The following is a 14,581-nucleotide window of genomic DNA, read 5'->3' as shown; positions in this document are numbered from 1 at the left end:
GCTAATACACCAACATGTCGATCAAGGAAGGAGGAGTGTTGACCCTTGCCAATCAGAGAAAAAATAACCATTCGGCAATTTGCCCTGCTTACCTTTCTTGTCATGGTTGGGGATATGATTCTGATCTATCCTTCATTGGTCACAACCTTGGGCAAACAGGATGCATGGATATGTTCTTTCCTCAGCCAGCCTATCGGTCTATTTATCATTTGGATCTTTTACAAACTACACCAAACCTACCCTGAACTATCTTTAATTGAGATTTGCCAGAAATTGCTTGGTCCATGGATTGGATCGATCTTGTCTGCTGGTTACCTGTTCTATTTCGCCATTGGCGCTGCCATCTGTATCCGTGAGGTTGGAGACTTCATGACGACTCAAATCTACCTCGAGACTCCCATCCGTGTCATTTTAATTATGCTCTTGTGTGCGCTGATCTGGGGCTTAATGAAAGGATTGCAAACCATGGGGGCAACGAGTGAACTATTGACTCCTATTGTTGTTGTCTTTATGGCTCTCCTGTTCGTGGGGCTGCTGCCCAAAATAGACGCTTCACATCTGCGACCGTTCCTGAGCAGCAGCTGGGTCCATTTGGTTGAAACCGTTATTCGCGGAGCATTTACCTCCTTCGGGGAACTGATCGTACTTACGATGATTCTTCCTTATGTGACGTCAGGGCCACACGTTAAACGAGACCTGTTGCTTGCCACTTTCTGTGGAGGCCTGCTACTATGTGTGCTGTTACTGTTTTCCCTTATGGTTGTAGGACCTTTTATGACCCAGCATAACATTTTCATTTCCTACACCCTGTATCAAAAAATTAATGTAGGTAACTTTTTTGAGCGTATTGAAGCCTTCATGGCTACTGCCTGGTTAATTGCAACCTATTTTAAAAGCCTGCTGTACATGTTTGCTTTTGTGATCGGACTAGCTCAGCTGTTTCGGTTAAAAACATACAAACCACTCATTCTCCCTTCATCCCTGCTCATGTTTGCATTGTCCATCCTGATTTCTCCCAATGTCATTTTTTATATTGAAACCATTATGCCTGCCTGGGTGGATTGGGATATAACCGTAAGTTTTGTCATTCCGCTCCTCCTTCTACTGGTTCACCGGATCCGTTCTCGCAAGAACAACCAGACAACTTCTGATCGTGTTTCAACATAAAAAAGGCTGTGTTCACGTCAGAATCCGCGAGCACAGCCTTTAATATTTTTTTATAACTCCCTTACCGCTTCCAGAGCAGCTTCAATATGTCCTTTGACTCTCACTTTCGACCACGACTTCAGAAGGACACCCTCTTCATCAATGAGGAACGTGGAGCGTACCATCCCCATATATTCCTTGCCATACAACTTCTTGAGCTGCCATACGCCGTATTGCTCGGCAACCTGATGTTCTTCGTCTGACAGCAAGATGAATGGCAAGCCGTATTTGGCAATGAATTTGTCGTGCTGCTTCATCGGATCAACACTAATCCCCAGAATAACTGTATTTAACCCCTCAAACTCCTCATGACGATCACGGAAATCACATGCCTGCTGGGTGCAGGACGAAGTCATATCCTTCGGGTAAAAATATATCAGCACCCGCTGTCCGCGATAATCCGAGAGCTTTACCGTCTCTCCCGTACTGGACGGGAGTTCGAAGTCTGGTGCCAACTTTCCTTCGGTTAATGTCATCTCATTGCCTCCTTTCGTCTATGCTTTCGTAAAAAGTGCTTCCGTTATGATCCTGCTCCGCGATACTTCTTCACGCCATAATTCCAGAGCAGAAGTCCCATGGAACCAAACACTAACCCCATCACAGGTGTCAGCATCGCCATACGATGCATTTCCGTTCGTTCCAGGAACAGGGCTGCGGGATAAATGCCCACAAAGGCAAATGGAATGACCCACGTTAACAGAACCTGAATTGCACGGTTATAGATGGTTACCGGATAACGTCCATATCCCTGAATGTTGTACATTAATGGCAGGATGCCTGTAGGCGCGTCCGAATAGAAAGACAAGGACGTTAAAGTGATATAGATTCCTGCATAGATTAACACGGAACTCAGAGCAAGAATAATGAGGGCGGGAATATGCCACCACTCCAGTCCAAGCCCCATCTCCGCACCACTAATGCCCATAATGATTAGGCCAATAAACGAACCAACGAGAGCGGGCGGGTCCACATTTTCAAGTAAAATCTGGAATAGGTTATGCGCAGGGCGTGTCAATATGCGATCCATCTCACCTTTGACGATATATCGTTCACTGAATCCCCACAGATTGATAAAGCAACTGAAGATGCCGTAAGGCACCATAAAATATCCATAGACAAAAAGGACTTCACTCTCACTCCAGCCGCCCAAATTATCCGTATGTCGGAAAACCACAAAGATGAAGATCAGATTGGTTGCCTGGAACAGCAAATCCGAAAGGATCTCGACCCAAAAGTCGGCGCGGTATGTGAGACGTGTTTTCATGTAATTTTTTAAATATTCCCAGATCAGACCCAAATAGTACACTTGGTTACCCTCCTTGCACGAACAGACGCTTGCGCGCCTGACGCCAGATCAGCATCATCGGAATGAGCAGTATGACAAACCAGAACACCTGAATGCCGAGTACACTCCAGATGCCAGTGCCTTCCACTCTTCCGGTGAAGACGGAGCCGGGCAGATAGGTAATGGCCTGAAACGGCAATACTTTCATCACTGCGGACATCCAGCCCGGATAGAGGCTGATTGGGATAATCAGACCGGAGAACAGATCAACCACGACGCGTTTCATGCGCATCATGCCCTCATTGTTTTCCACAAAGAATGCGGCCAGTCCCGTAATGACATTAATCTGGGAGTTAATAAGGAAACTGAAGAACAGCATGACCAGAAAACCAATCCACGCGGACGGCGCCGTGGGCAGTTCAACCGGGAACAACAGAATGGCAATGAGCATTCCCGGAATCATGAGCAGCAGGAAACGGAAAATCCCTTCACCCAGACCCTGCATCATTTTGACCATGACATAATTGATCGGTCTTATAAATTGAATGGCAATGGAGCCATCCCGAATGTCTGTGGCTATTTCCCGGTCCAGGTTGTTAAAATAAAACGCACGCGCCATCCACGATACCGCCACATAAGTCGTCATCTGAGCTGCCGTAAAACCGCCCAGTTCACCACTACTGCCGTAAATGGCTTGCCAGGTAAAGTAATACACGCCGATATTCAGCGTATATATCAAAATGCCGGAATAATAATTCACCCGGTATGCAAGCATCGTCAGGAACCGGATGCGCATAAAATCAAAAAATGCACTATTCATCTTAGGATACACCCACCGTTCCGTTCCCGGCTCCCACAATCTCGGGACGCTCAGCGGAACCGGATTGGTAAATACTGCGCACGATCTCATCCGTATTAATCTCAATAATCTGAATATCGGTAATATCTGCCTGTCCAACAACACGCCCAAGCACATCCGACACATTGAGTTCAAGCGGAATCCAGACCGATGCGGAAAGTTCATTCTCCACCGTCCAGCGAACAGGCAGTGCAGCAGTCCATTCCAGCATTTGCTCCATGGTGTGACCCGTGCCGAACTTGAATCGGATTTCCCGTTCCTTGCCCCACTGGGACTTCAGATGATCCAAACCGCCATCATAAATGATATTGCCTGCATCGAGCATAATAACTCTTGAGCATAACGCTTCGATGTCCTGCAGATCATGGGTCGTCAGCAAAATGGTTGTTCCGTGTTCCTTGTTCATGTCTTTCAGGAATTCACGAATTTCCGATTTTACGACAATATCCAGACCAATGGTTGGCTCATCCAGGAAAACAATATCCGGATTGTGCAGCAGTGCAGCGACCAGTTCACAGCGCATACGCTGTCCAAGACTGAGCTTACGAACCGGACGATTCAGCAGATCCTGAAGCTGTAACCGCTCAACCAGTTCATCCAGACGTTTGCGAAAATCGACCTCACCTACACGATACACCTTGCGCAGCAGATGGAAGGACTCAATGACACCGATATCCCACCATAGTTGGCTGCGTTGACCAAATACGACACCAATATTCTGTACAAACTTCTCACGTTCCTGATGCGGAACATATCCACCAACCGATATCTGCCCTGAAGTAGGCACCAAAATGCCGGTCAACATCTTGATCGTTGTTGATTTACCGGCACCGTTCTCCCCAATATATCCGCATATTTCGCCCTGCGGAATCTGAAATGAAATATCATTTACAGCCAATACCTCCTGGTATTGACGTGCAAACAGGTCTTGGAATGCGCCCTTGAGCCCTCCTCGGCTTTTCTGGACGCTAAACGACTTACGCAAATCTTTGACATCAATCGCCAGCATGATTATACCTCACTTGGATTTTGTTGAAATTGCTTGTAGCCCAAAAAGAAATTATAATAGTATCAGTCAAAATTCAGCAAGCTTTAAAAAAATAGTCTGAGGCCGCGTCCTCTGTTGCATCTCACAGAAATGTCGTGTACGGAAAGCCCGGGCTAGATCAAATTGGACTCATCTTCATTTATTTTGAATACAAAGGAGAGCTAGCATGACCAGAAAGACGAAGAGAACCATTTGGATTTCTCTTGCCGCCTTCGTGCTGATTGTTGGAGGCGCTGCGGCATTTTATTTCGGTTCTATTCTCAATCAGTTGAATGGCTTGCAAAAGGAAGGCGACAAATCGCCGTTTGCCGGTATCGAAAATGTTGAAAAAGTAAGTACACCGGACCCTCCAAAATGGGAAGGCACCGAAACGGTCAATATTCTCGTTATGGGTGTCGATGCCCGCGGGCTGGAGAAGGGGGAAGTTCCCCGTTCTGACAGCATGATGGTCGTTTCGCTTGACCCACTCACCAAAAAAATCAATTTATTCTCCATTCTGCGCGACACATACGTCAATATTGACGGGTACGGCAAGGAACGAATCAATACTGCCATCACCCATGGCCCCAACGTGGCAATGAAAGCTGCAGGAGACCTGCTGGGTATCCCTATCCAGTATTATGTGTACACCGATTTCCAGGGATTCATCAAATTGGTGGACGCTGTTGGCGGTGTGGATTTTGACGTAGAGAAGGACATGCATTATACAAGTAAAGCGGACAATAATGAATACGATATTGATCTGAAAAAAGGCTACCAGCATTTGGATGGCGATACAGCTCTCATGTACGTTCGTTTCCGTCATGATGCCATGTCGGATTATGCCCGCTCTGAGCGGCAGCGTGAATTTCTCAAAGCTGTAGCAGCGAAAATGCAGTCAACGACAACAATTGCCAAGCTGCCTTCCATTCTGGAAGAAGTCAATCCTTATGTAGATACCAATCTGACCCTCTCCGATATGTGGAAGCTGGGCGGACTCGGATATCAGAGCAGCATGAACGGCAGCGAGCAAATTCCGCCAATGAAAATGCTCAAGGAAGAGCGTACACCAGGCGGAGCTGAGGTGCTGTCGGTAACCAATGAAGAAAAACTTAAGCAATATATTCAAGATATCATTCATCCTCCTGCTCAAGAAGAAGGCAGCACTACCGGAGCCGAAGACAAAACGGCAAGTGGTGACGAGCTGGATACCAAGCAACCCGCACAGTAAAGAAGTGTAACACGCAGAGGGCAGCCCATATGCTGCCCTCTCGCTGTGTTTTGTTTATCTAATACGAAAGGAAGTTATCTAATGAATTCATCACGTACCCGTTCCGAAATTTTATACGAAGAAGCCCTTCAACATATTGTAGGAGGTGTAAACAGTCCCTCCCGCTCGTTCAAAGCTGTAGGCGGCGGTGCACCTGTATTTATGAAAAAGGCGCAAGGCGCGCACTTCTGGGATGTGGATGACAACCGATATATCGATTACCTCGCGGCATACGGCCCAATTGTTACAGGACATGCTCACCCCCATATAACCAAGGCCATTACTGAAGCAGCAGCGAATGGTGTCCTGTACGGTACACCAACGGAGCTGGAGATCCGGCTTGCCAAAATGCTGAAAGAGGCCATTCCTTCCATGGACAAGGTTCGTTTTGTAAACTCCGGTACAGAAGCGGTCATGACCACGATCCGGGTTGCACGTGCCTATACCAAACGTAACAAGATTGTGAAATTTGCCGGATGTTACCACGGTCACTCCGACTTGGTCCTTGTGGCAGCAGGTTCGGGGCCTTCCACGCTGGGTATTCCGGATAGTGCCGGCATTCCCACGAGCATCGCGCAAGAAGTTATCACGGTACCTTTCAACGATCTGGACAGTCTAAAAGCAGCACTGGAACGTTGGGGCGATGATGTCGCAGCGGTCATGGTTGAACCGATTGTGGGCAATTTCGGGATGGTTATGCCAAAGCCAGGCTTCCTTGAAGGACTCTGTGCCATGACTCGGGACAACGGCTCGCTGGTCATTTATGACGAGGTAATTACCGCCTTCCGTTTCCACTACGGCTCTACACAGACGTACGCGGGACTGGACAACCATGCCGAGATTGAGCCTGATCTGACGGCACTTGGCAAAATCATTGGCGGCGGTCTGCCGATCGGTGCTTACGGCGGTCGTAAACAGGTCATGGAGCAGGTTGCTCCACTCGGCCCAGCCTATCAGGCCGGAACGATGGCTGGTAACCCTGCGTCTATCTCTGCCGGTATCGCTTGTCTTGAAGTTCTGCAAGGCGAAGGTGTATATGCGGAGATGGAGCGTCTAGCTATCGACCTGACAGCAGGCCTTAAGGCTTCTGCAGATCGGTATGGTATTGCTTTAACCATCAACCGAATTCGTGGTGCCTTCTCCACCCACTTCTGTGATCATCCGATTACGAACTACGATCAAGCCCAGGATACCGATGGGGAACTGTTCGCTTCCTTCTTCCGTCATATGCTGAATCGTGGCATTAATCTGGCTCCTTCGAAATATGAAGCCTGGTTCCTGACCACTGCACATACAGACAAGGATGTTCAAGAAACATTGGAAGCTGCTGAAGCTTCCTTCAAAGCTATGGCTCAGGAGTAAGCAGTCATCTAACCATTCTCACATCGCACCAGAGCGAGCACTTTTGCAAGCATATAGAAATGGATCACATGAAATAAGGCGTCCCACGAGCGATTATTCCGCTTGTGTGGACGCCTTTTGCAGTTTCACTATCTCCTCACGGATAATCCGCATCCCTTCCTTGATTCGCTGCTTGGGTACATTGGATATGTTTAACCGCAGCATTTTATCCTGAAGTACCTCCTGTGCACCTTCCGGATAATATCGTTCTGTTGTATCGGCAATAACTCCCCGTTGATCCAAACGAGACAGCAAGACCCTGAGAGGCATATCCTTAGGCAGTGGAAGAACCGTATGCTCCCCGCCTGTACGCGGCGCCTGTGCAAATGGAGCAAAGTCCGGGAAAGCATTAAGCTGTTGATACAATTTGTTCATCCGGGCAGCATAGCGGCTGCGGATGACTTTACCATGGTGAGCAAACATCCCGTTACGGATGTAGACCTCAAGTGCAGCCTGGGACAGTACCGCAGTGTCAATGTCGAGCATTTTTTTGTATGTACTAAACGATGCAGTAAGACTTGCAGGCAGAATAGCCACACCAATCCGCAGGCCGGGAAACAGGATTTTGGAGTAACTTTTCAGATAAATGACCCGCCCTTCCGTATCATACGACATTAACGGGTCCTGCTTTGTGTTCTCTTCCAGATCAGCCAAAAAATCATCCTCTACCAGATAGACATCGTAACGCTGCGCCAGCCGGATCAATCTCTTCTTCTCTGCTGCCGTCAACGAAGTGCCAATCGGGTTGTGAAAACGCGGCATGACATAAAAAAATTTGATATCTTCTTCACGGAACTGTCGTTCGAGCGCTTCCCAATCCAGGCCATCCAGAGAGCGTCTGACACCTGCAATCGGTACATTCAGCCCTTTCAGAAGCGAAGGCATATTATGATAGCCCGGCAGTTCCAGCATTACCTTCTTTTTCCCATTCGGAAAAGGCATTAGCGCCAGCACAGCCAGTGCCTGCTGCACCCCTGACGTAATAAAGAACTGCTCTTTCCGGGCGAATACCTGGTAATCGGCGAATTGCTTCTGCAGCAATTCAATCAAGGAAGGCAACCCCCTCTCGGTTCCGTACAAAAACAAGTCCGCCTGCTTCTTCTCCATCGCCTGGTCCACACAATGGCGAAAATCCGAATAAGGAAATACCCGCGGGTCAGGAGCTGCGGAAGCAAAATCCAGCGGGCCCTGCCACTCTCCATCCTCCACTTCGGCTCCATTCTGTACCGCATAATACCCGGACTGAGGCACCGCGTAGACCAGATGTCGCTCTTCCAGCCACTCATATGCGCGTATGGCTGTACTCACACTGCATTGATATTGCTCAGCCAGAACACGTACAGCTGGGAGCTTGATTCCTTTGTCCTGCCATTGTCCACTATTTTGCTGCCGCAATTGATCCTGTATCCAATTCTTTAGCGATTCGGCGATCATTTCGTATTTCCTCATTGGATTCCGCCTCTCCTTCGACTTCAGTCTCACCTTAATTGTACCGGTACAGTAAACGTTTTTGTCTATTGTACCACTCTTGGTCTGGCAGTATATTGAATAAGGCCAGACAGCGTTCACAGCAACATATGCGCCGCTGTAAAAGAAAAGAAATTCGTATTTTATTGGAGGAAACCCCATGAACAATAATACCCAGTCTAGAACATACGCATATGTAGCAGCTGTTTTATATGCAGCCATTATTGGTTTATCCTTTTTGTTTGTCAAAATGACGGTGAGTGTTGCACATCCGATCGATGTACTTGCACATCGTTTTGCTTTGTCTTTACTCGTAGTCAGCATCCCTGTCATTTTCGGATGGATCAAGATCAAGCTAACTCTTCGTGATCTGTGGCGTATCATTCCGTTAGGACTGCTCTCTCCTGTTTTGTTCTTTGCCTTTCAGGCATTCGGACTCGTCTCGTCCAACTCATCGGAAGCAGGCATTATTCAGGCCATGGCCCCTGTATTTACACTTGTGCTGGCCTCTATCTTTCTGAAGGAACGTACAACAATCATGCAAAAAATGTTCCTGCTGCTGTCCGTGGCTGGTGTAGTCTTTATTTTCCTGATGAAAGGAAGCGGGATGTCGGCAGGCAATTTCAAAGGTATTGCTTTATTGCTGCTCTCCACAGTATGTTTTGCAGGATATGGAGTATTAGCCAGACCCTTGGCCCAAAAATACAAACCGATGGAATTAACCTGGGTCACCCTGATGGTTGGATTTGTAGTCTTTAACGCGGCTTCTCTGATTCGTCATGCGTCGGGGGGAACCATAATGGATTATGTGAAGCCACTCGGAGATGCTTCTTACTTGGGAGCACTCGCTTATCTGGCCATCCTCTCCACCATGTTCTCCACACTTCTGGCGAGCTATGCCCTGACTCATCTGGAAGCTTCCAAAATGAGTGTATTCAGTAATTTGTCCACACTCATTTCGATTGCTGGCGGAGCCTGGATATTGCATGAACCAGTGCATGGATACCACTTCATCGGAGCCCTGCTGATCATTGCCGGTGTACTTGGCACCAATATGAGCGGAAGAAAACGCAGGCTGGTGATTCTAGATAAAGCGTGATACAATGTGAAAAATTGTAAACGGACATTATAAGCTTCGTCCTTCTATTCTGTTCCCATCTGGGAAATAGGCTGAAGGACGAGGCTTTTTTTATTTACCTATAACTGTTGCAAGGATTGCAAGAAGATTGCGGGCACTGCAATTAACGAGCTGCTCTCCCCTTTTCGAGAACGGCGACAGTACTATGAACAACGTGGGCATGAAGTGAAAGAAATCCTCGTGGAAGGCACACGTCAAGCCCGCCAGGCTGCCCGTGAGACGATGCTTGAGGTTCGTGAAGCGATGGGGATACGTTATTTCGACTGACAGTATGAGAAGGCTTGATCACGTTAACACTGCTGAGAACAGTCCATTGGGAAAAGAGGTCCCCTCAGCATGAAACCAACACAGCCTTCTTTTTTGCAAGCTATGATGTTAATAATGTTATCTGTCGGCCTGATCAGCCACGTCCTGATCATCCCTGCCCTTTTGTCTACGGCCAAAAGAGATGCATGGATATCCGTTCTGTTGTCTGCGGGCCCTTATCTTATATTCACTTTAATGCTTGCCTATGTCTCTCGTTTTCTCCAGCACCAAACCCTGCATGAATGGCTGACTTCCCATCTTGGCAAGCCTCTTGGGCTGCTGTTTCGGGTGGTAAACAGCCTCTTTTTTCTGTCCGTAATCTACCTTACTCTGCATGATACCACCACTTGGGCCAAAACCAATTACCTGACAGAGACGCCAGTATTGGTTACAAGCATTGCTCTTATGTCTCTCTGTGCCTATGCGGCGTATAAAGGAATACGTTCTCTGGCATTTACAGCAGGATTAGTCCTGCCCTTGGTTGTGCTGCTTGGCTTTTATGTCGCTATCGTTAATACACAATACAAGGATTACAGCCGTCTGCTGCCAGTGCTTGAACAAGGCTGGCGCCCCGTGCTCCACGGCACAGTCTACAGCCTTTCGGGCATGTTTGAGCTGCTGTTCATCTGGTACATACAGCCTCACCTCTCCAAGCAGATACGTGTATGGCAGTACCTCATGCTCGCGCTAATTATTCTTGGGCTGACACTTGGCCCACTTATTGGAGCTATCGTGGAGTTCGACCCTTTTGAAGCTGCCAAAATGCGATATCCCGCTTTTGAAGAATGGCGCATTGCCTCCTTGGGCAAATATATTGCCCAGACTGATTTCTTTTCCATTTACCAGTGGCTTGCCGGTTCTTTTACCCGTATTAGTCTCGCCATGTATATTGTAATAGAAATTTGGAATATTAAGAGCGCCTCCAGAAGGATCCTATGTTGTGCCATTCTTGGCGTTTTATTTATTCTTTCCATGCTGTATCCTCTGGATGATATGACATTCGAAAGGCTGCTTGTCCAATACATATTCCCGTTCAATCTCATGTATCTGAGCGGACTAGCGGTGGTTGCAACAGCAGTTGCATACATCAGTTCACGCCATCAGAGGAGGAAACATCATGGAGCACCAAACGATTGATACCACGTCCCATGAAACACTGCTTGCCTCTTTCGAAGAGCAGTTCAGTCCCTGTGCAGATGTTGTTATTCAGACCTTTCCCGCCAAAGACACAACCGATATGTCGGTGATCATGCTCTATTGCGACGGTCTGGTCGACGGCAAACAAATCAATCAGTTTATTATCCCGCGGCTGGAACGGCATTCTCTGTTCATAGAAGAAGCACACCCCAAAGAGTTGGGATTAACATTGAATCCGGTAGATGATCTCACAGATGTAGAAAACTTAAACCTGTTGATTTTTAGCGGACAATTACTGCTTGTTTTCGGAAATGGGGATCAGTCCTGCAGTCTGGATATTGCGAATATCCCTGGGAGAAACCCTGAGGAATCGTCGATCGAGTCATCGATTAAAGGGCCCCGGGATGGGTTCACCGAGGAGCTGTCCGTGAATATCGGCCTCGTTCGCAAACGAATGAAAACCTCTTCCATGTGTTATGAGAAATACGTTAAAGGCGGTCGTACCCAGACCACTATTGGTCTGTTGTATGTCAAAGACATTATTAACCCGGATATTCTGAAAGAAGCACGCCAAAATCTCGACAAAATTGAAATTGATGGCCTTCTCGGTACCTCCATTATGGAACGTGCGATTATGGGGGGAATTCGCAGCATCTTCCCGCTCACGGATAACACGGAGCGACCCGATTATGTCGTGGACTCCCTATTAAATGGGCGCTTTGCTGTTCTAATTGAAGGTTCACCAGTAGCTATTATCGCTCCAACCACTCTATTCAATCAGTTGAAATCGCCGGAAGACGAGAGTACTCCTTTTTTCATTGTTACTTTTGAGCGAATTTTGCGCATTTCCGGATTACTGATTGCCTGCTTCTTTCCTGGCTTTTATATCGGCCTGACCAGTTTCAATGTGGAACAGATCCCCCTGCCTCTGCTCGCAACCATTTCAGGTACCCGGATGGGTCTACCCATGCCAGTAACGCTGGAAGCATTTTTAATGATATTTATGTTCGAGCTATTTAATGAAGCTGGCCGCCGACTTCCACGTGCCTTGGGACAGACCGTCAGCGTGGTGGGCGGGCTTATTATCGGAGATGCAGCTATTCGAGCAGGAATTACTTCCCCCACGATCATTGTCACGGTAGCTATCTCGGTTATCTCCAGCTATATTTTGGTGAATACCGTGCTCAGCGGGGCTACTGCTCAAGTCCGGATTGGGATGCTTATCATTTCTTCAACCCTTGGATTATTCGGTTTCATGCTTGGACTATTCGGTCTGCTGGTGCACCTGGTATCCTTGGAGTGTTATGGCGTCTCGTATCTCTCACCCGTCTCACCTTATATTCCCGGTGACTTCACCCAAGCCGTATCCATGCCTCCTTCCATGAAACGGACCAATCGTCCGGCCGTACTCCATACACAGGATTCCACTCGCCGGAGGAAACGCCCGTGACAAGATGGACGGCTAAGGTTAGCTTGTTTATAAGCTGCTTCATCCTGCTGACCGGGTGCTGGGATTCGAAAGAGGTTCAGAGCATTAACTTTATCACGGCTGTAGGGATAGACTATGTGGACAACCACTACATTGCTTACGCGCAACTGATTGACTTCTCCAGTATTGCCAAGCAGGATGGACCAACTTCAAGGGAAGCAAGTGATATCTGGATCGGACGGGGTGAGGGTACAACGCTGAGTATGGCTATTGACGACCTGTATCAAACTTCTCAGCAACAAACGCTATGGACCCATGTAAAAGCGATTGTCTTATCCGAAAATGTGTTGAATGGAAGGCTGGAGGATGTTTTCAATACCCTGTTGCATTCAGGCCAATTGAGATATACCCCCTGGCTCTACGGTACAGATCATAAAATTACAGATGTACTTACTCCCTCTGCCTTGCTGAACCAATCCGCCCAGACCATTGAGCTGTTTGAACCGATGAAGCTGTATAAGCAGCATTCCAGTTATGAACCCATCCGGCTTCATCAACTCATTGACGGATTTCGGGAACCTGCTTCAGTTATTCTTCTGCCTTCCATTACTAATCAGAATCGGACCTGGTTTAACGGAGATAAAACTCCCCCGCTGATTAGAATGGATGGGTTTTATGTCATTTCAAAACGGTAAAAATCAAGGCAGAGTGACGGGCAAGGACACGGATGGTACACGATTCGTAAATTATGACCACGTCTATCAATATCAGTTATACGTATACAGGAGTGGGAAAAAAACTCCGGCTCTGACGCTTAGGCTTAATAACCCAAAGACCAAGATTAAGGCAAGGAAAGAAGGAAATGGTGTTACCTTTGATCTGGTTACCTCGGTTAAAAGCGCCATCATTGAGGATCATGACTCTCACCAGTCTCCCCATGCCATGGAAAAGGAAGCGGAGAAACAGATTGAGTCCGAAATCCGCGATACGTTTGAGAAACACAAATCACGCAAGATTGATTCCTACGGTTTTGTGGAACACCTCTATCGCCATGAACTCCCCTTATGGAGACAAGAGGTATACAAACGGGATAATCCACTTGAACGGTTTAAACTCGGAAAGGTGGAAGTTCATGTAAAAATCCTCAATGCCAGTACGTATAAATACAATGAGTAGCACAAAAAGACGATCAGCAGCCTGTAGTTCATCATCAGGTTCCTGGTCGTCTTTTCTATTTATAATTCATAAGTTATCTCAGTGGAAATGCCATAACACTCATGAGTGCCAGTTCAGGCTGAGTTGTATCCAGGCGACTGTACTGGACGATAACTGGAACATTACTGGAGACGGTAATCGCATAGGGTACTCCCGGGGGTATCAGTTGTTCATCCGATTTTAGCGACGCTGTCCGGATATGTTTTGTTCTCCGCGCAGGCACCTCAGCCATGATGTTTTCGAGCGGTTCCCTGTCTTCGAAGTAGATCGTTATTTGCAGCTGTGCGTCCACTGTGCCTGTATTTAATACACAGATGCTCTCATGACTCTCCAGTGAGCCCGAGCTGTCCGTTGGAATGTAACCATCGGGAATCACCCAGTAGGTGTGCCCCGTCGCTGCGGGAGATGTTTTATGTGCTGAAGTGTTCGTCTGATCCTGTGCCAATGAATTTCCTCCTTTGCCAAAGCAATAATTAGTTAAACACGCGGGAGGCTCGCGGGGCAGACGCTTCGACGGGCGGATCGGGCTGTGGGCCGCTGTTGGCTCGGGATTTCTTTTTCATTCCCCTCAGCAGGGGAAATCCCGCTCCAAAGGCGGACGCTTCGCTCCCTCTGCTCCGATTCCGCCCTCCTTCGCTGCAACGCTCGCCATAGCTTTTTAAAGGCTTATTGCCTTCGCTATGCTCGCTGGGCAACTTTTTGGGATGCTCGTCATTTCGTTAACTCGCTGAATAAAAAGGCTACTCACGGGGCTGACGCTTCGGCGGGCGGATCGGGCTGTGGGCCGCTGTTGGCTCGGGATTTCTTTTTCATTCCCCTCAGCAGGGGAAATCCCGCTCCA

Annotated in this window: 14 protein-coding genes; 8 read left to right on the top strand and 6 right to left on the bottom strand. The window is 47.8% G+C overall.

Features of this window, described 5'->3' with window-relative positions:
- The first annotated feature begins 45 nt into the window (after window positions 1-45).
- On the top strand, window positions 46-1,167 hold the full coding sequence (locus tag QP794_RS32485; RefSeq protein ID WP_285080761.1) for a GerAB/ArcD/ProY family transporter: 1,122 nt from the start codon (window positions 46-48) through the stop codon (window positions 1,165-1,167).
- A gap of 50 nt (window positions 1,168-1,217) precedes the next feature.
- Here QP794_RS32485 and bcp read toward each other — a convergent pair whose 3' ends face one another.
- From bcp to QP794_RS32465, 4 genes are read right to left on the bottom strand one after another with little or no spacing between them, the layout of a single operon-like run.
- A complete protein-coding gene (gene bcp, locus QP794_RS32480) occupies window positions 1,218-1,682 on the bottom strand; it encodes a thioredoxin-dependent thiol peroxidase (protein ID WP_285080760.1) in 465 nt (154 codons plus the stop codon).
- A 44-nt stretch (window positions 1,683-1,726) separates the two neighbouring features.
- On the bottom strand, window positions 1,727-2,470 hold the full coding sequence (locus QP794_RS32475; protein WP_179132626.1) for an ABC transporter permease: 744 nt from the start codon (window positions 2,468-2,470) through the stop codon (window positions 1,727-1,729).
- A gap of 46 nt (window positions 2,471-2,516) precedes the next feature.
- Window positions 2,517-3,311: an ABC transporter permease gene (locus QP794_RS32470; RefSeq protein WP_024630763.1), complete on the bottom strand. Its 795-nt coding sequence runs from the start codon at window positions 3,309-3,311 to the stop codon at window positions 2,517-2,519.
- A 1-nt stretch (window position 3,312) separates the two neighbouring features.
- Window positions 3,313-4,359: an ABC transporter ATP-binding protein gene (locus tag QP794_RS32465; RefSeq protein WP_285080759.1), complete on the bottom strand. Its 1,047-nt coding sequence runs from the start codon at window positions 4,357-4,359 to the stop codon at window positions 3,313-3,315.
- A 205-nt stretch (window positions 4,360-4,564) separates the two neighbouring features.
- On the opposite strand from QP794_RS32465, the gene QP794_RS32460 reads away from it, so the two are divergent.
- Both QP794_RS32460 and QP794_RS32455 read left to right on the top strand, forming a co-directional pair.
- Complete coding sequence (locus QP794_RS32460) at window positions 4,565-5,608, top strand: LCP family protein (RefSeq protein ID WP_024630761.1); 1,044 nt, start codon at window positions 4,565-4,567, stop codon at window positions 5,606-5,608.
- Between the two features lie 81 nt (window positions 5,609-5,689).
- On the top strand, window positions 5,690-7,009 hold the full coding sequence (locus tag QP794_RS32455) for a glutamate-1-semialdehyde 2,1-aminomutase (protein ID WP_285080758.1): 1,320 nt from the start codon (window positions 5,690-5,692) through the stop codon (window positions 7,007-7,009).
- A gap of 93 nt (window positions 7,010-7,102) precedes the next feature.
- Here QP794_RS32455 and QP794_RS32450 read toward each other — a convergent pair whose 3' ends face one another.
- A complete protein-coding gene (locus QP794_RS32450) occupies window positions 7,103-8,497 on the bottom strand; it encodes an aminotransferase-like domain-containing protein (protein ID WP_285080757.1) in 1,395 nt (464 codons plus the stop codon).
- Window positions 8,498-8,675: 178 nt separating this feature from the next.
- On the opposite strand from QP794_RS32450, the gene QP794_RS32445 reads away from it, so the two are divergent.
- The 5 genes from QP794_RS32445 to QP794_RS32425 all read left to right on the top strand — a co-directional run bounded on the left by QP794_RS32445 (window position 8,676) and on the right by QP794_RS32425 (window position 13,701).
- On the top strand, window positions 8,676-9,614 hold the full coding sequence (locus QP794_RS32445; RefSeq protein ID WP_285080755.1) for a DMT family transporter: 939 nt from the start codon (window positions 8,676-8,678) through the stop codon (window positions 9,612-9,614).
- A gap of 375 nt (window positions 9,615-9,989) precedes the next feature.
- Window positions 9,990-11,096, top strand: a complete 1,107-nt coding sequence (locus tag QP794_RS32440; RefSeq protein WP_285080754.1) for a GerAB/ArcD/ProY family transporter — start codon at window positions 9,990-9,992, stop codon at window positions 11,094-11,096.
- Window positions 11,077-12,546, top strand: a complete 1,470-nt coding sequence (locus tag QP794_RS32435; RefSeq protein WP_024630757.1) for a spore germination protein — start codon at window positions 11,077-11,079, stop codon at window positions 12,544-12,546. The genes QP794_RS32440 and QP794_RS32435 overlap by 20 nt, the downstream gene beginning before the upstream one ends.
- Window positions 12,543-13,220, top strand: coding sequence for a Ger(x)C family spore germination protein (locus QP794_RS32430; RefSeq protein ID WP_285080752.1), 678 nt, complete (start codon window positions 12,543-12,545; stop codon window positions 13,218-13,220). The genes QP794_RS32435 and QP794_RS32430 overlap by 4 nt, the downstream gene beginning before the upstream one ends.
- Window positions 13,201-13,701 (top strand): Ger(x)C family spore germination C-terminal domain-containing protein, encoded by a 501-nt coding sequence (locus QP794_RS32425; protein WP_285080751.1) that lies wholly within the window; start codon window positions 13,201-13,203, stop codon window positions 13,699-13,701. Before QP794_RS32430 ends, QP794_RS32425 begins: the two co-directional genes overlap by 20 nt.
- Before the next feature lie 73 nt (window positions 13,702-13,774).
- Here the strand turns inward: QP794_RS32425 and QP794_RS32420 are convergent, their stop codons facing one another.
- Window positions 13,775-14,185: a sensory rhodopsin transducer gene (locus QP794_RS32420; RefSeq protein ID WP_285080750.1), complete on the bottom strand. Its 411-nt coding sequence runs from the start codon at window positions 14,183-14,185 to the stop codon at window positions 13,775-13,777.
- Window positions 14,186-14,581: the final 396 nt, after the last annotated feature.

Origin of the sequence: Paenibacillus sp. UMB7766-LJ446, from assembly GCF_030226665.1 — a bacterium.
Taxonomy (GTDB): Bacteria; Bacillota; Bacilli; order Paenibacillales; family Paenibacillaceae; genus Paenibacillus; species Paenibacillus vandeheii.
Note: the sequence above shows the minus strand (reverse complement) of the source record. Positions and strands in the feature narration are given on the sequence as shown.